General features: G+C 41.4%; 25 protein-coding genes. 9 read left to right on the top strand and 16 right to left on the bottom strand.

Translation table 11 applies throughout. The annotated features are described in order from the left end of the window. A partial coding sequence (locus LPA49_RS21185) for a transposase domain-containing protein (protein WP_230237514.1) occupies positions 1-205 on the bottom strand: 205 nt, incomplete at its 3' end. A 133-nt stretch (positions 206-338) separates the two neighbouring features. Next, entirely contained in the window at positions 339-1,538 is a 1,200-nt protein-coding gene (gene tyrS / locus LPA49_RS21190) for a tyrosine--tRNA ligase (protein ID WP_065978412.1), read from the bottom strand. 395 nt (positions 1,539-1,933) lie between these two features. Between tyrS and LPA49_RS21195 the strand changes: the two genes are divergently transcribed. Beyond that, positions 1,934-3,250 (top strand): peptidoglycan DD-metalloendopeptidase family protein, encoded by a 1,317-nt coding sequence (locus LPA49_RS21195; RefSeq protein WP_036970468.1) that lies wholly within the window; start codon positions 1,934-1,936, stop codon positions 3,248-3,250. 62 nt (positions 3,251-3,312) lie between these two features. On the opposite strand, the gene LPA49_RS21200 is transcribed toward LPA49_RS21195, so the two are convergent. The 4 genes from LPA49_RS21200 to LPA49_RS21215 form a co-directional block, all read right to left on the bottom strand. Further along, positions 3,313-3,489 (bottom strand): hypothetical protein, encoded by a 177-nt coding sequence (locus LPA49_RS21200; RefSeq protein ID WP_162898025.1) that lies wholly within the window; start codon positions 3,487-3,489, stop codon positions 3,313-3,315. A 105-nt stretch (positions 3,490-3,594) separates the two neighbouring features. After that, positions 3,595-4,725: a sodium ion-translocating decarboxylase subunit beta gene (locus LPA49_RS21205; RefSeq protein ID WP_036970471.1), complete on the bottom strand. Its 1,131-nt coding sequence runs from the start codon at positions 4,723-4,725 to the stop codon at positions 3,595-3,597. Between the two features lie 10 nt (positions 4,726-4,735). Further along, complete coding sequence (gene oadA / locus LPA49_RS21210) at positions 4,736-6,514, bottom strand: sodium-extruding oxaloacetate decarboxylase subunit alpha (RefSeq protein WP_036970475.1); 1,779 nt, start codon at positions 6,512-6,514, stop codon at positions 4,736-4,738. 15 nt (positions 6,515-6,529) lie between these two features. After that, the gene (locus LPA49_RS21215) at positions 6,530-6,778 is read right to left on the bottom strand and encodes an OadG family transporter subunit (RefSeq protein WP_036970477.1); all 249 of its coding nucleotides are present in this window, start codon (positions 6,776-6,778) and stop codon (positions 6,530-6,532) included. Between the two features lie 533 nt (positions 6,779-7,311). Here LPA49_RS21215 and LPA49_RS21220 point away from each other — a divergent pair. Both LPA49_RS21220 and LPA49_RS21225 read left to right on the top strand, forming a co-directional pair. Beyond that, on the top strand, positions 7,312-7,485 hold the full coding sequence (locus LPA49_RS21220; RefSeq protein WP_036970480.1) for a DUF1328 domain-containing protein: 174 nt from the start codon (positions 7,312-7,314) through the stop codon (positions 7,483-7,485). A 52-nt stretch (positions 7,486-7,537) separates the two neighbouring features. Then, on the top strand, positions 7,538-7,729 hold the full coding sequence (locus LPA49_RS21225; protein ID WP_036970483.1) for a hypothetical protein: 192 nt from the start codon (positions 7,538-7,540) through the stop codon (positions 7,727-7,729). Between the two features lie 57 nt (positions 7,730-7,786). On the opposite strand, the gene LPA49_RS21230 is transcribed toward LPA49_RS21225, so the two are convergent. Next, a complete protein-coding gene (locus LPA49_RS21230) occupies positions 7,787-8,713 on the bottom strand; it encodes a hypothetical protein (protein WP_230237728.1) in 927 nt (308 codons plus the stop codon). Positions 8,714-9,013: 300 nt separating this feature from the next. Between LPA49_RS21230 and LPA49_RS21235 the strand changes: the two genes are divergently transcribed. Continuing rightward, a complete protein-coding gene (locus tag LPA49_RS21235) occupies positions 9,014-9,481 on the top strand; it encodes a YcxB family protein (RefSeq protein WP_074989457.1) in 468 nt (155 codons plus the stop codon). A 27-nt stretch (positions 9,482-9,508) separates the two neighbouring features. On the opposite strand, the gene csrA is transcribed toward LPA49_RS21235, so the two are convergent. The 6 genes from csrA to ribA form a co-directional block, all read right to left on the bottom strand. Further along, positions 9,509-9,700: a carbon storage regulator CsrA gene (gene csrA, locus LPA49_RS21240; protein ID WP_036970495.1), complete on the bottom strand. Its 192-nt coding sequence runs from the start codon at positions 9,698-9,700 to the stop codon at positions 9,509-9,511. 93 nt (positions 9,701-9,793) lie between these two features. Further along, entirely contained in the window at positions 9,794-11,011 is a 1,218-nt protein-coding gene (locus tag LPA49_RS21245; protein ID WP_036970498.1) for an aspartate kinase, read from the bottom strand. Between the two features lie 6 nt (positions 11,012-11,017). Next, complete coding sequence (gene alaS, locus LPA49_RS21250; RefSeq protein WP_230237729.1) at positions 11,018-13,618, bottom strand: alanine--tRNA ligase; 2,601 nt, start codon at positions 13,616-13,618, stop codon at positions 11,018-11,020. A gap of 17 nt (positions 13,619-13,635) precedes the next feature. Further along, the gene (locus LPA49_RS21255; RefSeq protein ID WP_036970503.1) at positions 13,636-14,088 is read right to left on the bottom strand and encodes a regulatory protein RecX; all 453 of its coding nucleotides are present in this window, start codon (positions 14,086-14,088) and stop codon (positions 13,636-13,638) included. Beyond that, positions 14,088-14,882 carry a BPSS1780 family membrane protein gene (locus LPA49_RS21260; protein WP_065978419.1) on the bottom strand — a complete coding sequence of 265 codons (795 nt, stop codon included), beginning with the start codon at positions 14,880-14,882 and terminating at the stop codon, positions 14,088-14,090. The genes LPA49_RS21255 and LPA49_RS21260 overlap by 1 nt, the downstream gene beginning before the upstream one ends. 78 nt (positions 14,883-14,960) lie before the next feature. Continuing rightward, entirely contained in the window at positions 14,961-15,587 is a 627-nt protein-coding gene (gene ribA, locus LPA49_RS21265; RefSeq protein ID WP_036970507.1) for a GTP cyclohydrolase II, read from the bottom strand. 340 nt (positions 15,588-15,927) lie between these two features. Between ribA and LPA49_RS21270 the strand changes: the two genes are divergently transcribed. Beyond that, a complete protein-coding gene (locus LPA49_RS21270) occupies positions 15,928-16,998 on the top strand; it encodes a TonB family protein (RefSeq protein WP_230237730.1) in 1,071 nt (356 codons plus the stop codon). Positions 16,999-17,040: 42 nt separating this feature from the next. Here the strand turns inward: LPA49_RS21270 and LPA49_RS21275 are convergent, their stop codons facing one another. Then, positions 17,041-17,490, bottom strand: coding sequence for a low molecular weight protein-tyrosine-phosphatase (locus tag LPA49_RS21275; RefSeq protein ID WP_036970515.1), 450 nt, complete (start codon positions 17,488-17,490; stop codon positions 17,041-17,043). A 9-nt stretch (positions 17,491-17,499) separates the two neighbouring features. Continuing rightward, positions 17,500-18,006 carry a DUF3087 domain-containing protein gene (locus LPA49_RS21280; RefSeq protein ID WP_075593837.1) on the bottom strand — a complete coding sequence of 169 codons (507 nt, stop codon included), beginning with the start codon at positions 18,004-18,006 and terminating at the stop codon, positions 17,500-17,502. Positions 18,007-18,124: 118 nt separating this feature from the next. Between LPA49_RS21280 and LPA49_RS21285 the strand changes: the two genes are divergently transcribed. The 4 genes from LPA49_RS21285 (at position 18,125) to LPA49_RS21300 (ending at position 21,404) form a co-directional block, all read left to right on the top strand. After that, the gene (locus LPA49_RS21285; protein WP_230237731.1) at positions 18,125-18,772 is read left to right on the top strand and encodes an energy transducer TonB; all 648 of its coding nucleotides are present in this window, start codon (positions 18,125-18,127) and stop codon (positions 18,770-18,772) included. A 6-nt stretch (positions 18,773-18,778) separates the two neighbouring features. Further along, the gene (locus LPA49_RS21290) at positions 18,779-19,330 is read left to right on the top strand and encodes an RNA polymerase sigma factor (RefSeq protein ID WP_065978423.1); all 552 of its coding nucleotides are present in this window, start codon (positions 18,779-18,781) and stop codon (positions 19,328-19,330) included. After that, complete coding sequence (locus LPA49_RS21295; protein WP_065978424.1) at positions 19,320-19,919, top strand: hypothetical protein; 600 nt, start codon at positions 19,320-19,322, stop codon at positions 19,917-19,919. Before LPA49_RS21290 ends, LPA49_RS21295 begins: the two co-directional genes overlap by 11 nt. 348 nt (positions 19,920-20,267) lie before the next feature. Next, entirely contained in the window at positions 20,268-21,404 is a 1,137-nt protein-coding gene (locus LPA49_RS21300; RefSeq protein WP_036970531.1) for a PQQ-dependent sugar dehydrogenase, read from the top strand. 164 nt (positions 21,405-21,568) lie between these two features. Here the strand turns inward: LPA49_RS21300 and LPA49_RS21305 are convergent. Beyond that, positions 21,569-21,836 (bottom strand): IS3 family transposase (locus tag LPA49_RS21305; RefSeq protein ID WP_143474491.1); only part of this gene is annotated, 268 nt, incomplete at its 5' end.

A 21,836-nucleotide genomic window follows, 5' to 3' on the forward strand; every position in this document is an offset into this window, starting at 1 on the left:
CAGTTTCGTTTCGGAATAAACTCATACCAATTACAGACCACATAATAGCTTCTAGCGGTAACCGCCTTTTACGAACAGTGGCAACTCCCGCATGTTCAAATGCTTGTTCAAGAATATCAGGGTCAAGAACCTGCTTAAGTTTGTCGAGTGTATGTACATCATCTAAAAAGGAGGACATATCATCAAAGTGTTGAATTAGAGACATAAAAAAAATCCGATACTATTTCTAATATCGGATTGTGAAGCTATGAAAAGATCAGTCAAGTGATCATAAAAATATGCTTAACTGATCTGCATTAAGCCGAAGCTGGTTTTTTGTTTTGCTTAGTATGGAAGTATTAAGCAACCGTGATCTTTGCAAACTTACGTTTACCTACTTGGTAAATCTCAGTGGTGCCTTTTGCAACTTCAAGCTTAGTATCTGTTACTTTTTCTTCACCATTAATTTTAACTGCGCCTTGCTTGATCATTCGCATTGCTTCAGACGTACTCGCTACTAAGTTTGCTTCTTTTAGCAAATTAGTGATAAAGACCGACTCTTCAGCGATCGTTACAGTCACTTCAGGGATTTCATCTGGTAAAGCATTTTTTTGGAATCGTTTGATGAAATCTTGGTGTGCACCTTCGGCTGCATCTGCGCTGTGGAAACGCGCAATTAATTCTTTAGCCAGTTCAATCTTAATATCACGCGGATTAACACCCTCTGCAACGCGTTGCTTAAGCGCAGCAATTTCTTCAATAGATAACGCACTTAGTAAGTCATAGTAACGCCACATTAGCTCATCACTAATTGACATCACTTTACCAAACATATCGTTTGGTTCATCAGTAATACCAATGTAGTTGCCTAATGATTTAGACATTTTTTGTACGCCGTCAGTCCCTTCAAGCAGCGGCATCATTAGCACTGTTTGTGGCTTTTGACCTTCGTCTTTTTGTAACTCACGACCCATTAGTAAATTAAAACGTTGATCAGTACCACCTAGTTCAACGTCTGCTTCTAATGCAACTGAGTCCCAACCTTGAACAAGTGGATATAAAAATTCGTGGATTGCAATAGATTGGCCACCGGCATAACGCTTTTTAAAGTCATCACGTTCTAGCATACGTGCTACTGTTTGACGCGCAGCCAGTTTGATCATGCCCGCAGCACCTAATGTCTCCATCCACGTAGAGTTAAATGCAACCGTTGTTTTAGCAGGATCAAGAATCTTAAATACTTGCTCTTTATATGTTTCGGCATTTGCAAGCACGTCATCACGGGTTAACGGTTTACGTGTCACGTTTTTACCCGTTGGATCACCAATCATACCTGTGAAATCACCAATCAAGAAAATCACTTCATGACCTAGGTCTTGGAAGGTTTTCATTTTATTGATAAGTACTGTGTGACCTAAATGTAGATCAGGCGCAGTTGGATCGAAACCCGCTTTGATCTTTAACTTCTTACCAGACTTTAATTTTTCAACTAATTCGTCTTCAATTAATATCTCTTCTGCACCGCGTTTTATCTCAGCTAGAGCGGTTTGTAAATCCACTGTGTATTACTCCAAAAATTCAGCTTACCGGGCGTGGTGGCCTATTAGGGTTAAAATAGAACTAAAACATTAAAATTTAGCTAGTTAGCGCCAGAAATACTGCACAAAAATAAAGCTAACTTAACCGTGTTAAGTAAAAGCCCCGAAGGCAGCGCGCGTGATTGTTCTTTATACCGCGTTATTGCATTTTAATGAAGGTACTTTAGTTAACTAATGCATAATTAGTTTAACTCTTGGCATCTGCTGCAAATTTAATCAAAAAAGTTTAACGCGCCTACTAATTCTAGCGTAAAATAGCGCCAGTTTAAATCTACAAAACTCTGGTATTTGCTCTATTTTAGGTATATCCTGCAATATTAGTAATTAATTTTCTTGACAGCAGAAAAAGGCACGTTATGGTTCACGTTGTGCACAAACTCCCCAAAAAACACAAACTGCTTATTCTCGGTTTGGTTTCTGCTATTGCTGGCTTAGCATTATTACCTTCGGAAAAAGCCACCGCATCAAAGGATAACAGTGCGAATGCACTTGAGATTGGCAAGCGCTACGAATTACAAGTTAAAGTTGACGATAACGAAAAACTGACTGAATTAAATTCTGAGCAAGCAGCAGCTAAACTTCCAGAATACGACCTTATCGACCATGAAGTTCGCAATGGCGATAATTTAGCACTTATTTTTAAACGTGCAGGTTTTTCAGCACAAACATTACACAAGCTAATCAATACAAATGCTGAAACGCGTAAACTGACAAAAATTCATCCAGGTGAAGTATTAAGCTTTGCAACCGCAGAAGATGGCTCATTAGCACAGCTTCGCTATGTTATCTCAAAAACAGATACCTTATACGTTACCTTAAACGAAGAAGGTAACTACGACACCTCTATCGATAGTAAAGAGATAGAAACGCTGAGTAAATCAGCCGGTGGAGAGATTAATAGCAGCTTTTGGACATCAGGTATTGCCGCAGGCCTTAGCGAACGTCAAATTATGAACTTTGCTGATATTTTTGGTTGGGATGTCGATTTTGCCAATGATATTCGTAATGGCGACCAATTCGGTTTAATTTACGAAGCACATTATGTTGACGGTGAATATATTGGCGACGGTAAAATTATTGCCGCAGAATTTATTAACCAAGGCGAGCGCTACACAGCAATTCGTCATACAGATGGTAACTTTTACACTCCAGAAGGCCGTAGCATGAAAAAAGCCTTCTTGCGTGCACCAGTTAACTTTAAATATATTAGCTCTAGCTTTAACCCACGCCGTTTACACCCTGTAACAAAGACAGTTAAGCCACACAACGGTATCGATTATGCCGCGCGCACTGGCACACCGGTTGTTTCAGCTGGTAATGGTAAAGTGCTTAAGGCAGGCTACAGTAAGTACAACGGTAACTATGTTTTTATTAGCCATGGCACTCAATACGTGACTAAGTACTTACACTTAAACAAAAAAATGGTTAAAACGGGTCAGAAAGTGAAGCAAGGCCAAAAAATTGGTACGGTCGGTGCCACTGGTCGTGTAACAGGCCCACACTTACATTATGAGTTTTTGGTAAATGGTGTACACCGTAACCCTAAAACGGTAAAACTACCTAAATCAGAACCCTTGCCTCGTGATGAGTTAGCCAAGTTTAAACCTATTGCAGATAACTTCTTAGCGCAATTACAGCGTAACCGTGAAATGCAATTAGCCTTAAACAAATAAGCTAAATTAATAATGACAAAGCCGCTGCACGTTGTAGCGGCTTTTTTGTGCTTGGCCCTAAATTACCTTACGAGTAAATAAATAAGCTGAATAACCATTGAGATCATCACCAGAGGCCAAATGTACTTAGCGTATTTAGTTGCGCCATCAAGGCCCAGTTTTGAATGGTACTTTTCAAGTAAGGGCACCAGAATAACCAAGGCAATAAACAAGCAAAGTAAGATAACAAATATATTCATGGTGGCTTCCTAATGTAGACGGTGATGTGGCCAGTCTATAGGCAAAAAAAAGCGCAGTAAAATTACTGCGCCAGTCGGTTGGAAGTAAAATGTGTAATCGATTTATTAACCTACAATCGCTAACAAAATACCAGCTGCAACAGCACTGCCTAGTACCCCTGCAACATTTGGCCCCATTGCATGCATTAACAAGAAATTATGCGGGTTACTTTCAAGGCCTACTTTATTAACAACACGCGCAGCCATTGGAACGGCTGACACTCCAGCAGCCCCTACTAGCGGGTTAATAGGTGATTTAGAAATCTTATTGAGGCCTTTTGCCATAAAGACACCAGACGCTGTACCAATGGCAAAAGCCAATGCACCAAGTACTAAAATACCTATCGTTTCGACAGTTAAGAACTTATCGGCAGCCAGTTTTGAGCCAACAGCAAGACCTAAGAAAATAGTGGTAATGTTAATGATCTCGTTTTGCGCACTATTACTTAAACGGTCAACAACACCAGACTCTCGCATTAAATTACCTAAACAAAACATGCCAACAAGAGGGGTTGCCGCTGGTAAGAACAAAATAGTTAGGCTCAATACCATAAGCGGGAAAATAATCTTCTCAGTTTTCGACACAGCACGTAATTGTGGCATTTGAATTTGGCGCTCTTCAGGCGTTGTTAAAGCTCGCATGATAGGCGGTTGAATTATAGGAACCAATGCCATGTACGAATAAGCAGCTACTGCAATGGCACCTAATAAATCAGGAGCCAATTTCGACGCTAAAAATATTGCCGTTGGACCATCGGCACCACCGATAATAGCGATAGCGGATGCATCTTGCAGGGTAAACTCAAAACCTGGAATAAAGTTAAGTAAAATTGCACCAAATAAGGTTGCAAAAATACCAAACTGAGCAGCAGCCCCCAATAACAACATGCGAGGGTTTGCAATTAAGGCACTAAAATCTGTTAATGCACCCACCCCCATAAAGATCAACAGTGGAAAAACACCTGAGTCGATACCAATGTGATAAACATAATATAAAAGCCCACCTGGGTCAGATAACCCAGCAACTGGAATGTTTGTCAAAATAGCGCCGAAGCCAATGGGTAAAAGCAGCAACGGCTCAAAATTACGTGCAATTGCCAAATACAGCAATAAGCACCCTACGGCAATCATAATCAAAGCAGGAAAGGTAAAGTTTGCTATACCCGTTGCATGCCAAAGGTTTAAAAGACCATCCATCTTCTATCCCCTACGCTAACGAAATCATAGCATCGCCAGTGGTAACTGAGTCACCTTCGGCTACTAAGATTTCAGCGACAGTGCCTGTATGTGCAGCACGGACTTCGGTTTCCATTTTCATTGCTTCCATAATGATAACCACATCGCCTTGATTTACCGTTTGGCCCGGCTTTACCTTAATTTTAAAGATATTACCCGCCAATGGCGCATTGAGCGTTTCACCCGCTGACGCTGATGCCGATTGTGGAATTAATTCGCTGTCTTTAAGAGTAACTTCTTTAAGCTCACCACCTTGCGCTACTACGACATCGTAAACTTTCCCATCAACTTTTACGCTATACTGCTCAGCTTTAACGGCATTTTTACCTGACGTAGGTTGTTTACTTTCAGTCTGGGCAGTTTCAGCGGTTGGAACTGCTTCAAATGCATCAGGATTATGGCGGTTTTTAATAAACTTCAAGCCAATTTGCGGGAATAATGCATAAGTAAGCACATCATCAATCACTTCATCAGCAAGCTCTAAGCCTTGCTCTTTGGCTTCTTTTAAAAGCTCAGCTTCTAATTTCTCAAGTTCAGGCTCAAGTTTATCAGCAGGGCGACAAGTAATCGGTTCAGCACCATCAAGGACGCGTTCTTGCAACTCTTTATTCATTGGCGCTGGTGTCGCACCATATTCACCTTTAAGTACACCGGCAGTTTCTTTAGTGATTGTTTTATAACGCTCACCAGTTAATACATTAAGTACCGCTTGTGTTCCTACTATTTGCGAGGTGGGTGTAACAAGCGGAATGAACCCTAAGTCTTCACGAACACGCGGGATCTCAAGTAATACTTGGTCTAATTTATCTGCTGCACCTTGCTCTTTAAGCTGGTTTTCCATGTTAGTTAACATGCCGCCAGGCACTTGTGCTAGTAAAATTCGACCATCAACCCCTTTTAAGCTGCCTTCAAATGCCGCATACTTTTTGCGAACATCACGGAAGTACGCAGCAATTTCTTCAAGTTGATTTAAATCGAGTTCAGTATCGCGCTCTGTGCCTTCAACAATTGACACAATTGTTTCAGTGGCACTGTGGCCATACGTCATACTCATTGACGATATTGCGGTATCAAGCATATCAATACCCGCATCAATTGCTTTTTGATATGTTGCAGTGCTAAGCCCCGTAGTCGCATGACATTGCATAGCAATCGGAATTGAAACTGTCTCTTTCAACCCTTTAATGAGTTGCTCACACTCATACGGTTTTAATAAACCCGCCATATCTTTAATACAAATAGAGTGACAACCAAGCTCTTCTAATTGTTTAGCAAGTTTTAACCACATATCAAGCGTATGAACAGGGCTTACCGTATACGAAATAGTCCCTTGCGCGTGCGCTCCCACTTTAACAGCCGCTTTAATCGCCGTTTCTAAGTTACGTACATCATTCATCGCATCGAAAATACGGAATACATCAACGCCATTTTTATGGGCGCGTTCAACAAATTTTTCAACAACGTCATCAGCATAGTGGCGATAACCTAAAAGGTTTTGACCGCGTAATAACATTTGCTGTTTAGTGTTTGGCATTGCCGCCTTTAGCTCACGGATACGCTGCCAAGGGTCTTCACCTAAATAACGGATACAGGAGTCAAAAGTAGCTCCCCCCCATGATTCAATAGACCAATAACCTGCATGATCAAGCTTTTCGGCAATAGGCAGCATATCATCTAGGCGCATACGCGTTGCTAAGAGAGACTGATGCGCATCACGCAATACTAATTCGGTTAGTTTTAATTTAGCCATGTTCAAGCTGCTCCGTTATTGTTGTTTATTTCTAAATTGAGCGATAGCAGCGCTGATAGCTGCAATATGTGTCGGTGGTACCCCTTGCTGAGGCTGTAATTTTGCGGTTCGGACTGGAACTGAGCTCGCAGAGTTTTCAAATCGCCCCAACAATTTCGACATCAGCAGTACGGCTGAAATCAAAATACTGAGAAAGATAAATACACCCACCATACCCGTTAGCATTAAGCTGGCTGCGGTTGTAAGTAAGCCACCAATATCCATACTGCTCCCCTCGCTACTCAGAATAAAAAAACACTTAAATCGAATATTTAAACATTCATAATAACAAACAAAACTTATTTTTAAAGCTTTATTGTCAATTGGTAAAACCAATTAATTACAGGGTAACACATCAAACAATTAATTAACACCAAGCCATTACGGCAATTAACTACCCAATATAGACGATAAAAATACTCAATATAGTCAAAAGTTATATGTAAAAATAGTTAACTGTGTAACGTAGCAGCGTAAAAATCAGCTAAAGCAAGGGGTTTGGTAACTTGTATGCCATACAGGTTAAATTGGTCTTACCAAGAAAACATAATCACAGGCGTCCACTTTCAGCATAGAAGTTGAAAAATTATCACTATGAATAAGTTACATGATCACTCGTAATAATTACCAAACGACACGCCACAAAAAAAACCGAGAACAAAACTAACAAATTGAAAAATAAGGACTTTAAAACTTTGGTATGGAACTCGCTTCAGTCTAATCAACCGAAACGAAATTAAATAACCAAGGAGAACATTATGTTACGCTGGACAGTTACTTTTTTAGTTATAGCGCTAATCGCTGCAGTGTTAGGTTTTGGCGGTATTGCAGGGGCCGCAGCAGGCATAGCTAAAATCATATTTTTTATATTCTTAGTTTTACTTGTTATTTCACTTATATCAGGTGCTCTTAGAGGCAATGTACCTAAGTAATAACAAACCAACAGCAATTTACTTTACTAATTTATTTACAAGGAATTTCATTATGAAAAATTCAACTTTAAAAGCAGCTACTATCGCCCTATTTTCAGCTTTATTTATTATGGGGTGTGAAGACAACACAGCAGAAGAAGCTGGTGAGCGCATTGATGAAGCAGTAACCGACGCTCAAAATGCAGTAGAAGATGCATGCGAAGAAGTTAAAGAAGGTGTAAAAGCAGAAGAAACTAACTGCTAAAAATAGACATCTTACGAAAAAGCGGCTTATAAAGCCGCTCTTTTTTTACTTAATTTTTTACTTACATTGAACAGTTAATACCTTCCCTGACGCCATACTGTTAATTTGCCAATTACCATCGACTAAACTCACCTTCGCTATATCACTTACTTCAAAGTCGCCGGGTACATTCAAACGGGTTAAATTATCAGCCAGTTGCTGCTGACAGTATGGGGGTGTATCACCATGCATTACCAACACCGGCTTATCAGTGCGCTTTGCAAAGTCATTGATTGCATCTCGATATACTTTAAAGGCGTCGCAGTCGCTTCGGCGTAAATCAGCGCATGGCTGCTTTTTAGTTGAACGATAGATATCGGCTTGAAAGCCAAACACATATGCTTTCGCACTCTGATTAACTAACGCCTGATTTAACCAATTTACATTAAGCTTGTCTCGTGTATCGGCCGCATCAAGTGCAACATGTTTATCAGTTTTTAGTATTTGAGAGCGGCCATTAAACGTACCTGGTATATGCAAAGTGCGAAACTCTATTCCGTCAAACTGCCAGCGAGCGTTTTCAAGCATATCGGCCTGCTGTGTAAAGCCCTCTAGCTGCTTCGCTTTTTTAACGTATGCTTCGTCATACATTAATCCTTTAACGTAGTTTAATCGCTCAAGTTCATCAAAACGGGGATTTAGCGTAGCACGGTCACAGTCGGTCCATTCATTGTCGCCAGGCGTGTAAATAAATGGCTGAGAAGAAAGAGAAGTAAGTAGTTTTTTATTGCTTGTTAAGAGTTCATTGGTACATGCAAGAGAGCCAGATTTCATATCACCTAAATGCATCAAAAAGCCATGAGGCGTAGTCGCAACAGCTTTTGCTAACTTGCCATTGGGCTTAGCAAGGTTAATTTCATCAATCGGTGTATAAGGCATGTCGGCCATAACTAAAAACGAGTTAGTGGCCACTGTAAGAGCTAAAGATAATGAGCTAACGAGCATAATATTTTCGCCTAAAAACACATTTACTTAAACGCATTCACTTAAACTCTAGGCAGCTTAATTAAATAAGCTGTTTAGAGACAGGTAAAACGGGCAATAGCAAGGAGAAAAGCTTCATCATTACGTTGTTCTAGATAGAAACTTTTAACGCAGCTAGCGTCAGGTTTAACCCCTCTGAATGATTAAGTAATATTGCAGGTTGGTATAAGCTCTCATAATGACAACAAAATGAAAACCAACTACGGTAGTTTTTTTCTAAAAATGATAAACTTCATGTATCAAATAATGTGAGTACTATGAATGTCGCTAAGTATAACTTACACACTAGATAAACCTTATTACTATGAGTGCTTTGATGAGTCATTGCCCTACTCTTCACAGGCAAAACCAAAATATCCATTATTATTATTGCTAATAAGCCTAGGGTTACTTGCCTTTTATATGCTTGAAAACCATTACCTTGGCAGCTTTATGTTTATGCTGGCTATCGTTGAGTGTTTATCGTTTTACTACAAACGCCCTTGGTGGGTCACTAGACAAATGCTGAGTCGCGCATCAGGCAGTGAAGTAACCGTTAGTTTTGATGATGAGGGTGTAAAAGCCGAAAACCCTTACAAAAGCTACCAATTAAGTTGGCAGCAAATCAATGAGATTATTGAAACAGAGCGGGGTTATATTTTAAAAGCAGACAAAGGCATGCAGTATTTATCAAAGCAAGCGCTAAACGAAGCAATGACCACCGTGCTAAATAAAAGAGCCACTCAATGAGTGGCTCTTAAAAAATCTTGTTGCTGATTAAACATTACCCGGATTAGGGTTAGATTTCTCTGCTTGGATTCGCATGTAAATTTCTTCACGATGTACAGAGACATCTTTAGGTGCATTTACACCAATGCGAACCTGATTTCCTTTAACACCAAGAACAGTAACTGTTACTTCGTCACCGATCATTAGGGTTTCACCTACTCTTCGAGTTAGTATTAGCATTCTCTTGCTCCCATGTTCCAAAAAATTAAAAGATTCCGCGTCAAAATCATTTTAATGAAAACTAGACCTAAAAGTAAGTAAAAACTCTATATCTTACTCATTTTCAGTTAAAAAAACTTTGTGTAGTGCACGTACAGCCAGTTCTAAATACTTTTCATCAATTAAAACTGATATCTTTATTTCTGATGTCGATATAAGTATCACTTTGATGCTTTCTTGTGCAAGTGCATTAAAAAATAAACTTGCGACACCTGAGTGAGATTTCATCCCTACGCCAACAGCAGATACCTTGGCAACATTGCTTACTCCATTTATAGATTCAGCTTTGATAGCACTTTGGTTACTGGTTAAAATTTCAAGCGCCTGCTCAAAATCATTTGTGTGCACAGTAAAAGCATAGTCTATTTTTTCAAAGTTATGATTAACTTGATTAATCATATCTATTTCGATACCGAATTCTGCAAAAAGTTGCAAAATTTTTGCAAGGTTTTCCATTCCTTGTGGCACTGCGTTGACATAAATAAGACTTTCATCTCGATTAAACGCAATACCCGACACAATATTTGCTTGCACATCCGGCTCCTCAAAACTGATCAAGGTCCCTTGATCGGGATTAAAACTCGATAACACCCTGAGCGGTATATTATACTTTCCTGCTGCTTCGACACTGCGAATATGTAAGACCTTTGCGCCTAAACTCGCCATTTCGAGCATTTCTTCAAAGGTAACATGGCTCATACGACGCGCATTTGGTTCAATGCGTGGATCGGTCGTATAAACGCCGTCAACATCAGTATAAATTTGGCATTCATCGGCATTAATTGCCCCCGCAATTTCAACTGCTGAGGTATCAGTGCCGCCGCGACCTAACGTGGTGATATTGCCCTCGATATCACGGCCTTGAAAACCAGCAATAATTGCAATCCGGTTATGCTCAAGCTCATGCTTTAGCCGTGTCGCTGCAATTTCTTCAATACGGGCTTTACCGAACATATTGTCAGTACGAATATTTACCTGATCGGCAAGTAAGCTAACAGCGGAGTGTCCACGCTTAATTATTGCCATTGCCAACAACGATACCGACACTTGCTCACCAGTGGTAAGCAACACATCGAGTTCACGGGCACTAGGCCGAGAATCTATTTGTTTAGCGAGGTCAATCAGACGGTTAGTTTCTCCCGACATAGCCGAGAGCACCACCACAACTTGATGGCCTTGTTGTTTTGTTTTAACAACAAGGTCGGCGACGGCCTCAATACGCTCAATGGAGCCCACTGAAGTGCCGCCGAACTTTTGGACGATAAGTGCCACTAGTGATTAAGAACGTTCAGATAACCAACTAGTTACGCTTTCTAAAGCTGCGCTTAGGTTCTCTGGCTGAGTACCACCCGCTTGCGCCATATCAGGACGACCACCGCCTTTACCGCCCACTTGTGCAGCCATGTGATTAACAAGTTCACCCGCTTTCACTTTGCCTGTCAGGTCTTTAGTTACACCGGCAATTAAGCTAACTTTGTCGCCGTTTGCTACACCAAGTGCAATCACGCCTGAACCAATCTTCGTTTTCAGGTCATCAACCATGCCACGTAATGCTTTCGACTCTGTACCAGCTACATCAGCAACTAGAAGTTTAATACCATTCACTTCAACAACTGAGTCAAGTAGCGATGCACCCGCCGCACTTGCTAGCTTATCGTTAAGCTGAGCAATTTGCTTCTCAAGCCCTTTTGACTTTTCAAGGAGTGCTGTTACTTTTTCAAGTACCGTGCTGCTATCACCTTTTACTAGGGCTGCAACATCGTTTAACTGTTGCTCTTGCTCACTGACATACGCAACAGCTTCAGCACCTGTTACCGCTTCGATACGACGAATACCAGCTGCAATGCCGCTTTCTGATACGATTTTGAATAAACCAATATCACCAGCACGCTTAACGTGAGTACCACCACACAGCTCGATTGAGTAATCACCAATCGTGACTACGCGCACTTCGTCGTCGTATTTCTCACCGAATAACGCCATCGCCCCTTTTGCCTTGGCCTCATCAATTGCCATTAGCTCAGTCTCAAGCGCAAAGTTACGACGGATTTCGTCGTTCACTGCACGCTCAATTTGACGTAATTCATCTTTTGTTACGGCTTCAAAGTGAGAGAAATCAAAACGTAAACGCTCAGGGTCAACCAGTGAACCTTTTTGACTTACGTGATCACCTAAAATTTGGCGAAGCGTTTCATGTAAAATATGCGTGGCAGTATGGTTTTTCTTAATGCTATCGCGACGTGCAGCATCAATTGTTGCTTCTGCTTTGTCGTTTGTACCAATGCGGCCTTGTACACGACCATGGTGCGCAAATGCATTACCCAGCTTGGTAGTGTTAGTAACAACAAACTCACCACCCGCCACTTTTAACACACCCGTGTCACCAACCTGACCACCTGACTCGGCGTAGAATGGTGTACGGTCAAGAATTGCAATACCTTCTTGGCCATCTTCAAGTACAGAAACAGATTGGCCCTCAGCAAATAATTCAACCACGGTGCCAGTGTAGTGCTCTGAATCGTACCCTTTAAAGTCTGTGTGTTTTTCAGATTTAAGTTGCTGGTTATAATCAGCACCAAATTTACCCGCTTGCTGTGCTTGCTTACGCTGAACAGCCATGCACTCTTGAAAACCTTGCTCATCAATAGTCATGAAACGCTCACGCGCAACGTCAGCCGTTAAATCAGCAGGGAAACCGTAAGTATCGTAAAGCTTGAAGACTAAATCACCCGGGATTACATCACCTTCGATGTCAGTAAGGCTTTCTTCAAGAATTGCTAGACCACGCTCAAGTGTTTTACCAAACTGCTCTTCTTCGATGCGTAATACTTTTTCGATAATTTCTTGTTGCTTAGCAAGCTCAGGGTACGCTTGACCCATTTGCTCGATTAGTGCAGCAACAAGCTTATAGAAGAACGCGCCTTTTGCGCCAAGTTTGTTACCGTGACGTACTGCACGACGAATAATACGACGTAATACGTAACCGCGGCCTTCGTTTGATGGCATAACGCCGTCAGACACTAAGAATGCACACGAACGAATGTGGTCAGCCACTACGCGTAATGATTTATCATTTAAATCTTGCGCGTTGGTTACTTTAGCCGCCGCAGCAATGAGTGCTTGGAACAAATCGATTTCGTAGTTTGAGTGAACGCCTTGTAAAATAGCCGCGATACGCTCAAGACCCATACCAGTATCAACAGATTGCTTAGGAAGCGGCTCCATTGTACCGTCGGCATGGCGGTTGTATTGCATGAATACGAGGTTCCAAATTTCAATGAAACGGTCGCCATCTTCTTCAGGTGAACCTGGAGGCCCCCCCCAAATTTCTTCACCGTGATCATAAAAGATTTCTGAACATGGACCACACGGACCCGTGTCACCCATTGACCAGAAGTTATCGCTCGTTGCAATACGAATGATGCGGTCTTCACTTAGACCCACTTCTTTGTGCCAAATGTTAAACGCTTCTTCGTCATCGTGGTAAATAGTAACCAATAACTTTTCTTGCGGTAACTTTACAGTATCTGTTAAAAACTGCCACGCAAACTTAATCGCGTCTTGTTTGAAGTAATCGCCAAAGCTGAAGTTACCTAACATTTCGAAGAATGTATGGTGACGTGCAGTGTAACCCACGTTTTCAAGGTCGTTATGTTTACCACCTGCGCGCACACAACGCTGTGAGCTGGTTGCACGTGAATAAGGGCGGCTTTCCGCACCTAAAAATACATCTTTAAATTGCACCATGCCGGCGTTATTGAATAATAATGTGGCATCGTTGCCCGGGATCAGCGAGCTTGAAGGAACAATTTGGTGTTGTTTAGAGGCAAAAAAGTCTAAGAACTGTTGCCTGATCTGTGCGGTAGTCATATGCTGCATGTGAAAGTCTCACCCGTTTATTGCTGTGCTTGCATTGCAAAATCAATTTGTTCGTAATTAAAGCCTCGATACATCAAGTAGCGTACACGTTTCGCTTTTTCTTTCTGATCGAGTTCTTTACGTGAATTTGAAAACTTTTTTAAATATGCGTCCTGTGCGAGCTCAAACCAATCGATTTCGAACTCTTCGAGCGTCTTGTCTAACAAAGCCCGATCTATCCCTTTTGCCATTGCTTCGCTTTGGATGCGTTTAGCCCCATGATACTTCGCTAAATGGCGGCGTACAAACCCTTCGCAGTAGCGCTGCTCGTTAATAAAGTTGTGTGACTCACACCAATCTAACAAACGCTCTGTAAACTCGGGCGTCGCTTCTTTTTGTTGTAGCTTTCGGGTTAAATCGCGACGCGAGTAATCTTGTCGTGAAAGTAACCAAAGTACGTAATTTTTTAACTTTTTTTCTTTATCATCCATTACGCGTCAAAGCGTCCTGATTGTGACGATGTTTCTGGTGTCTTTGGTTGGTCATCACTTTTTGGCACAACTGGCATAAAAATAGCCTGAAAAGACACGAAGAAGCTAATGTAACAAATTGGCATTAAAACCAATAGTGGAATAAACGATAAAGGTATACAGATCAGCATTAATACAGCACAAATCAAACCGTAAACACCTAACGGAGCCATATTATGATAAAACACCATGAACGAGGTTTTTAATACCTGGAACATGTTGGTTTGCTTTTGAAAATAAACCAAGGGGACTGCATAAGCAAACGCCGTTAAATACACACAGATTGCCAGTAAAAAAACGGCCACTTGCCCCATAGAAATGGTTGCCAGTAAATCCGCTATGTGTGTTTGGTTTTGTGGGTCGAACGTTTGACTTGAAATAACTGCATAGGCATCAGCAAAGATAAAATTAGATAACACCGCTAATAAAATGCCCGCCGCCATTTGATACACAGCAACTCGCACTAAACCAATACGATTCCCTTTATTGGTAAACGGTTTAAAGATATCTGCCTGACTAATCGTGCCACCTTGTTGTTTAGTTAGCACGGCTTGATAAAAGCCCGCCATTAAAAATGGGGCAACAAATGCACCGACAACTTGCAGCAGGGGTAACACTAACGATAAGAAACCAATCACACCTATTAATAGGTGCATTAAAATAAACGTAAACGGTTGCAGCTTAAAGATTTCCCAACCTGCTTTAAACCATTTTACGCCTGCATCGGCTTTAAAAATACGCACTTCGATCGACATAGCTTCTCATTCAATAACGACAAAACGCACCGAGTATAACTGGGTGCGCTATTTGTTTATAGTCACCTGCTGTGAAAATTATTCAGGCTTTTTAATTTTTTTGATGTCAAGCATGTGTGAACCATGTTTGATTTTTGTTTCTAAGTAAGCGCGATTACCAACAACACCTGCTTTAATGTGTGCATGCGTGCCAACAACTGAATCAACTTCAATGCCAGCATCACGCAGAGCTTTGAGCTTATTTGGGTTGTTAGTCATTAACTTAACATGCTTTTGATTAAGTGCCTCGAGCATTAAAACAGCGTCAGAAAAATCACGCAAATCATCGGCAAAACCTAGGTGGTTATTCGCTTCGTAAGTATTCATACCTTGCGATTGCAATACATAAGCATCAATCTTATTGTATAAACCTATGCCACGCCCTTCTTGGCGCAAATATAATAAAATTCCACCTTGCTCATGCATCATTTCAATGCACTCATTTAACTGCTCACCACAGTCACAACGCGAAGAATGAAATACATCACCCGTTAAGCACTCTGAATGCATACGAATTAAGGGGATGTCTTGCTCGGTGTCGGCTTGATTAAATACTAAAGCAATATGCTCTTGACCATCATTTAAACCACTAAACGAGACGATTTCTGCAGGGATATCACTGTTTTTGCCAACATTTAGCTGGACTCTTGCTCTTACTTGCGCCACGACAAATCCAAATTAAAAAAATAAATGCAATACTGCAAATGTGATTACAACAGTTTGAGGTTGTAAGAATGCAACATACGACGAGTGATAACTAATATTGAGGCAGTTACCAGCAATTCAAGTATTATACACTCAAACCAGACGAAGATACGAGCTTTGCACATCCTTCAAGCTTAATTTTACAGCCGTATTCATCAACACTTCCTCCGCATTTTTAACTATAAATTACCCAATTAAGTGACATTTATAATACCTTTTGCTAATCTCGACTAATAAATATGAGTAACCCTCGTTTGTGATTTATTTAAAAGCTAACTTGCTAAATATAATAAGGATTATTATGAAAAAAGTCTCTTTAGCCATATGTTTAGGCATACTATTAAGCCAGCCTTGTTTAGCTAATCAAGATATAAACAGTGAGTTTAATGAAACTTACCGGGCCTATTTAGCTGCGCTTGAAAACCAACAAGACACTACCGAACTTGCGCAAAAAGCCTATCAACTCGGTCAAAAAGTGTATGGCGAAAACACCGATAATACAGCGAATTTAGCCATTAACTACGCAAATAGTCTTGCCACTTACCAGCACGAAAAACAATACGAGTTATACAAAACGGCATACACTATTTTAGAAAAAAGACATGGTGAACACAGTACCGAAGTCTATGATGCACTGCTCGGCATGGCTGAATCGACTCAATCAGCAAGAAAAGCAAGTGCTTACTTAAGCGACTTAATTAGCATTGCTGAGCAACAAAAGAATGACAAACTGGTTGCCGACAGTAAGCTCAGTGCAGCACGTATTTTGGCCCTTAAAAACAGTGGTGAACGTTACTTAACAGCTAAACGTTACCTAGAAGAAGCCGATGAATATTATAAAAATAATGTGCCAAGTAACTCGCTAGAGCGTATTCAAGCAGACTTTTTAGCCGCCGCTTTTGCTCAAAGCAGGCACGATTATGACTACGCAATTGAGCGCCTTAACCATGTTGTTAAAGTATTTGATGACGCACTCAGTTTTGATCACAAAGCCGAACTGGACGCCCACTCTAAGCTAGTTCATTTATACGAAAAAATAGGCAAAAGCGATGAAGCAACCAAGCACTGTATTGCTATCGCAAAAATGGTGCCGTGGAAAGACAACCAAGAGCAAGAGCCCTTGTATCGCGTGCATCCTAAGTACCCCATGTCAAAGGCACAGCTTAGACAAAGTGGTTCTGTTATTATGGAGTTCGAAGTGACTCCCACAGGCTTTGTAGATAACGTTGCCATACTTGAGTCTAAAGGCGGTAAAGCATTCGAAGTAGAAGCTATAAAAGCAATGAAAAAGTGGCGTTATGCCCCAAAATTTGAAGATGGGCATGCCGTTGCATCAACAACCCAAGTTCAGCTCGACTTTAAAATAAACTAATCAAAATAAACTAAAAGGTCGCAGTGCGACCTTTTAAAAAAATTAAAGCTTTTTGAGCAAGTTATCCGCCGCGTTTTCGATTAAATCTAGGACCTTTTCAAAACCTTGATCGCCACCATAATAAGGATCGGGAATTTCTTGCTCGCCCGCATCACCATGGCTTAAAAATAACGACAATTTATATTGCAAATGCTCAGGGCATTGCGCGTGTAAATCAGCAAGATTTTGCTTGTCAGCCGCTAAAATAAAATCAAACTCATAAAAATCAGCCTGCGTCACCGGGCGCGAATAAATTCCTTTAAAGCTGTAGCCTCGTTTTTCGCCTGCTGCTTTTGAACGTGAATCAGGTGGATTACCTTGGTGATAGCCAATCGTGCCTGCTGAGTCGACTTTTACATTAACATTAAGCGTCTTTGCACGACTTCTGAGCACCGCTTCAGCAGTTGGTGAGCGGCAAATATTACCCAAACATACAACCAAAACCTTCTTCATTACTCGTCCTTAAAAGTTCTTTAAAATAGCCTCATCATAGCGCTCGGCATCCAGGCTTAAATTATATTTCTCGGCGACACTATCAAGCTCAGCTTGTTTAATTGCCAGCTCATCCATAGTGATGGTGTTGTCGTCGAGCTGCCATAACAAACGCGAGCCAGCATAGCTGTAATGAATCGCTAATAAAGCATCGGCATTGCCCTCACGCCCAGCCGCTTTTAGCTTTGGCATTTTACGGGTAATCTTATTCAGCGCTTTTTTAAGCTCCCACACATACACAATCTCGGTCATGTAATCATGGTTGCGGTATTTATTGAGTACAAAGCCCACCAGCAAACTGCACACAACAACCCCCGATAGATTCCAGTGAAAATGACTCCCACTTGGGTCTGGGAATAACGCAATCAAGGTTTGTGAAATGGCTAAACTACCAACGGCTAAAGCAATAACACACGCTACAATAACGTGGTTTAAATGCTTACGGTAACGGGCTTTATCTATTTGAATGAGTTTCATAACTACCTAAAGAATCACACTAATTAAAGTGAAAAAATAAAAAGTGAAAATAGTTTCACCCCTTTTTTATTTGCCAGCCGTTTTAGCTATGAAAGCAATTATCCAAAAAGGAACGGCTATGCATACTTTACCACTAAACTCAGCAAGCTTGAATAACAGCAATGGCGCTTTAAAGACAACCGTCGCAATTATAGGTGGCGGGGTAATGACCTTTGCTGCATTTGCCTTTATGCAATACCTAATTTCAGCAGAGCAACGCGCAGATATAAAAATGGGCCCCGATATTACCGTTGAAATTTACCAAGTGCCCGAAGACTCAAAAGTGCAAGTAAAGCAAACTTTGCCGCCACCACCCGTTACTCAGGTGCCACCGAAAACGCCCCCGCGGCCAGCTGCTGAAAACCCAGATACAATAATCATTTCCGATGCAACACCTACTATAACATTTGATGGCATTGGCGACTCACTCAGTAAAGCAATTAATCAACCAACCGGTGATGCGACCCCTATCGTGCGTATTAACCCTAAGTATCCCCCTGTTGCTGCACGTGATGGTATTGAAGGATGGGTGCAAATTAGTTTCAGCATTTCACCCACCGGCGAAGTTATCGACCCAGTCATTATTGACGCTGAGCCAAAACGAGTATTTGATCGAGAAGCTATTCGCGCTATAAAACGTTGGAAATACCGCCCCAAAGTAGTTGAAGGTGTGGCACAATTACAAACAAACCAAAGCGTTCAACTTGATTTTAAAATAGATGGATAACGGCCTATGCTAATGAGCATCAAGACATGGTTATTTGACACGCCAAACAGCGATTGTTTGGCGCTGTATGCCAAAACAGGCGACAACCGTTATCTCAACCAACTTGTTGCTCAATACGGTAACGACCTTTATCACTACCTAGTAACACAAAGTGATAAAGATCTAGCATTCGATATTTGCCAGCAAACCTGGTTAAAAGTCATTGATAAACGTGACTTTTATCACGCGCAAAACAACCCAAAAGCGTGGCTATTTCGTTTAGCGCGTAACGTGCTAATTGATGAGTTTCGAAAACAACAAAAATTTGTTGAACTAGAAGACAACCAGCTAGTGTCTGAGCCACACGATGCAAGTTATCACTACGATTATGACGCATTTGATAAAGCACTAATGGCGCTTAGCTTTGTACAGCGAGAAGCACTGACCCTGCAGCAAGAAGGCTTTAGCCTCGATGACATTGTTGCCATTACACAAAGCAACCATGAGACCATAAAAACTCGGCTGCGATACGCCCGTCAAAACCTAAAACAACAACTTGGAGGCAATCATGAAGCGTAACGACGAGCAATTTGATGCCGATTTAAAAGCGCATTATCAAAAACGCAAAGCACAGCATACTTTAAGCCCTGAGCAGCTGACGCAAATGCAAAAGCCACAACAAGCTCGCTCAAAACAGCAACGCTTTTTAGGACTGCAAATGACAGGTGTTTTTGCTGCGCTGGCCATTTTGGGCTTTATTATGTTGCAATACAATAACCGCGAACTGACCGATGTATATGCTGTAGATTTATCAGATTACCACTGGCTTGAAGTTCATGAACTTGACGCAAAAGGCAGCTATGTCAGCAACCTAAAACAACAAAAACAAACCCTAGATGCTGACTACCAACACGCCCTTGCAGCTCATCAAACCCGTACCCGCTTCACAGGCCGCTTAGTCAGTGTTGATAACGATTGGTATATCGCAGATTGCGAGCAAAATATACTCGTACAAATAAAACAGTCACTACTTGAAGAGCTACAAAAACACGGCACACTCGATACCCACATTCACCAAGGCGACCTGTTGGCCCTTGACCAAAATCAACAAGGGCAAATTATCGCACTTAAACAATTAACGCATGAAGCCGTGAAATGTGAAAGTTAAGATACTCGTTTCCAGTCGTTAGTTGTGAGTCGATTGCGCTAACTTCGAGTAATGAGAAGCGAGAAGTGGGTTTACCCTGCGTACTAATCTCACGTAATTCACGGCTGAAGCCACTCCTACCTTTCACCTCTAATCTCTAACCCCTAACCCCTAACCTCTAATCTCTAACCCCTAACCTCTAACCTCTAACCTCTAACCTCTAACCTCTAACCTCTAACCCCTAACTTACAACCGCTTTTGTTCTATCCCGCTTTTTCTACCAATAGTCGCACTTTACTGAAAGTTAATAACAATTTACCTACGAACAAGCTAGGCTAATAGTATTGTGCTTAATAATTTGGAGTAACCATGAAAAAGTCTTTATTTAGCAGCCTCGTCGTCGCTTCTATCAGTTTAACCAGCTTGCAGGCATGTGCGCAGCCAGAGCAAACAATTCCGTTAGATGCCAGTGCCAATAAGTATGAGCTTGAATTAGTGAGTAAAGGGATTCAGATCCCTTGGGGTATGGCGTGGCTAAACGAGCGTGATTTATTAGTGACCGATAGGCGTGGTGAGTTAAGGCTGATCCGCGATGGTCAGCTTGATAAACAAATAATCAAAGGAACTCCTAAGCTTCACGCAGAAGGCCAAGGGGGATTACTTGATATAGAGCTCGACCCAAATTTTGCCGACAATGGCTGGATTTACCTTTCTTACTCAGGTTATGAAGGTGATGATGAAGGCTATAACACCTCAATAATGCGTGCACGTTTAAAGGACATGACGCTTGTAGACCAGCAACTCTTATTTAATGGTGAACCAAATACCACAACAACTAAACACTATGGTTCGCGTATTGAGTTTGATAAAGACGGTTATTTGTATTTTTCGATTGGCGACCGTGGCGACAGAGATGTTCACCCACAAAGCCTTGATTACGATGCGGGTAAAATTCACCGTATCAACAGTGATGGCTCTATTCCTGAATCAAACCCTTTTTATAACCATAAGAGCGCGCGTAAAAGCATTTACTCATATGGTCACCGTAATCCTCAAGGTATGGCTATGCACCCAGAAACTGGGGTAATTTGGAGTCATGAACATGGCCCTCGTGGGGGAGATGAAATTAATATTATTAAAGCTGGGGCTAATTATGGTTGGCCTGAGATCACCTACGGCATTAATTACATTGGTACAAAAATCACGGATGAAACAAGCCGCGAAGGCATGGAGCAACCTGATTGGTACTGGGTACCTTCAATTGCGCCCTCTGGTATGGCGTTTATAAATAGCGATAAATACCCGCAGTGGCAAGGGCAAATAGCCGTGGGCTCAATGAAGTTTGCTCACCTTGTGCTTGTTAAACTCGATGGTAATAAAGTCACTGGCCACAGCAAAGTATTTGAGGGTGTTGGCAGAGTGCGCAGTATTGCGACCCATCCAAATGGAGATTTATACCTTGGGGTTGATGGTGTAGGTATTTATAAAGTTGTGCCTAAAGCCTAGCTCCAAGCCTTAAGCTGTCACCTCGAAGAAGCTAGTTTTCAGTCGTCAGATATCAGATTTGAACGTGCTGGCTATCGAGATTTGAGAAGCGAGCCTAGAAATACGAGGTACGGACAATAAAAAACCACAGATTTTGAAGTGACCCCATAAAGTTGGACTCATTTTTAAGCGGCTGCCAAGGCCTGATTTCGATACTGTATCGGACTCAGGCCTTTTAGTTTCAGCTTAATACGCTCGTTGTTGTAATAGTGGATATATTCTTTGATGTTTTCAATAAGCTCATTCACGTCTTTAAACGTTTCGTTGTGGTACATCTCACTCTTCAATATGCCGAAGAAGTTCTCAGCAACCGCATTATCTAAACAATTTCCTTTTCTAGACATACTTTGTTGCAACCCTTTTTCCTTGAGATGATTTTGATATTGTTTGTTT

It is taken from the genome of Pseudoalteromonas sp. MB41 (assembly GCF_020966275.1).
GTDB classification, from domain to species: domain Bacteria; phylum Pseudomonadota; class Gammaproteobacteria; order Enterobacterales; family Alteromonadaceae; genus Pseudoalteromonas; species Pseudoalteromonas lipolytica.

Bases quoted from the DNA above. Each gene is read 5' to 3' on its own strand.
- LPA49_RS21195 (WP_036970468.1), top strand. From the start codon at position 1,934: ATGGTTCACGTTGTGCACAAACTCCCCAAAAAACACAAACTGCTTATT.
- LPA49_RS21200 (WP_162898025.1), bottom strand. From the start codon at position 3,489: ATGAATATATTTGTTATCTTACTTTGCTTGTTTATTGCCTTGGTTATT.
- LPA49_RS21205 (WP_036970471.1), bottom strand. From the start codon at position 4,725: ATGGATGGTCTTTTAAACCTTTGGCATGCAACGGGTATAGCAAACTTT.
- oadA (WP_036970475.1), bottom strand. From the start codon at position 6,514: ATGGCTAAATTAAAACTAACCGAATTAGTATTGCGTGATGCGCATCAG.
- LPA49_RS21215 (WP_036970477.1), bottom strand. From the start codon at position 6,778: ATGGATATTGGTGGCTTACTTACAACCGCAGCCAGCTTAATGCTAACG.
- LPA49_RS21220 (WP_036970480.1), top strand. From the start codon at position 7,312: ATGTTACGCTGGACAGTTACTTTTTTAGTTATAGCGCTAATCGCTGCA.
- LPA49_RS21225 (WP_036970483.1), top strand. From the start codon at position 7,538: ATGAAAAATTCAACTTTAAAAGCAGCTACTATCGCCCTATTTTCAGCT.
- LPA49_RS21230 (WP_230237728.1), bottom strand. From the start codon at position 8,713: ATGCTCGTTAGCTCATTATCTTTAGCTCTTACAGTGGCCACTAACTCG.
- LPA49_RS21235 (WP_074989457.1), top strand. From the start codon at position 9,014: ATGTCGCTAAGTATAACTTACACACTAGATAAACCTTATTACTATGAG.
- csrA (WP_036970495.1), bottom strand. From the start codon at position 9,700: ATGCTAATACTAACTCGAAGAGTAGGTGAAACCCTAATGATCGGTGAC.
- alaS (WP_230237729.1), bottom strand. From the start codon at position 13,618: ATGCAGCATATGACTACCGCACAGATCAGGCAACAGTTCTTAGACTTT.
- LPA49_RS21255 (WP_036970503.1), bottom strand. From the start codon at position 14,088: ATGGATGATAAAGAAAAAAAGTTAAAAAATTACGTACTTTGGTTACTT.
- LPA49_RS21260 (WP_065978419.1), bottom strand. From the start codon at position 14,882: ATGTCGATCGAAGTGCGTATTTTTAAAGCCGATGCAGGCGTAAAATGG.
- LPA49_RS21270 (WP_230237730.1), top strand. From the start codon at position 15,928: ATGAAAAAAGTCTCTTTAGCCATATGTTTAGGCATACTATTAAGCCAG.
- LPA49_RS21275 (WP_036970515.1), bottom strand. From the start codon at position 17,490: ATGAAGAAGGTTTTGGTTGTATGTTTGGGTAATATTTGCCGCTCACCA.
- LPA49_RS21280 (WP_075593837.1), bottom strand. From the start codon at position 18,006: ATGAAACTCATTCAAATAGATAAAGCCCGTTACCGTAAGCATTTAAAC.
- LPA49_RS21285 (WP_230237731.1), top strand. From the start codon at position 18,125: ATGCATACTTTACCACTAAACTCAGCAAGCTTGAATAACAGCAATGGC.
- LPA49_RS21290 (WP_065978423.1), top strand. From the start codon at position 18,779: ATGCTAATGAGCATCAAGACATGGTTATTTGACACGCCAAACAGCGAT.
- LPA49_RS21295 (WP_065978424.1), top strand. From the start codon at position 19,320: ATGAAGCGTAACGACGAGCAATTTGATGCCGATTTAAAAGCGCATTAT.
- LPA49_RS21300 (WP_036970531.1), top strand. From the start codon at position 20,268: ATGAAAAAGTCTTTATTTAGCAGCCTCGTCGTCGCTTCTATCAGTTTA.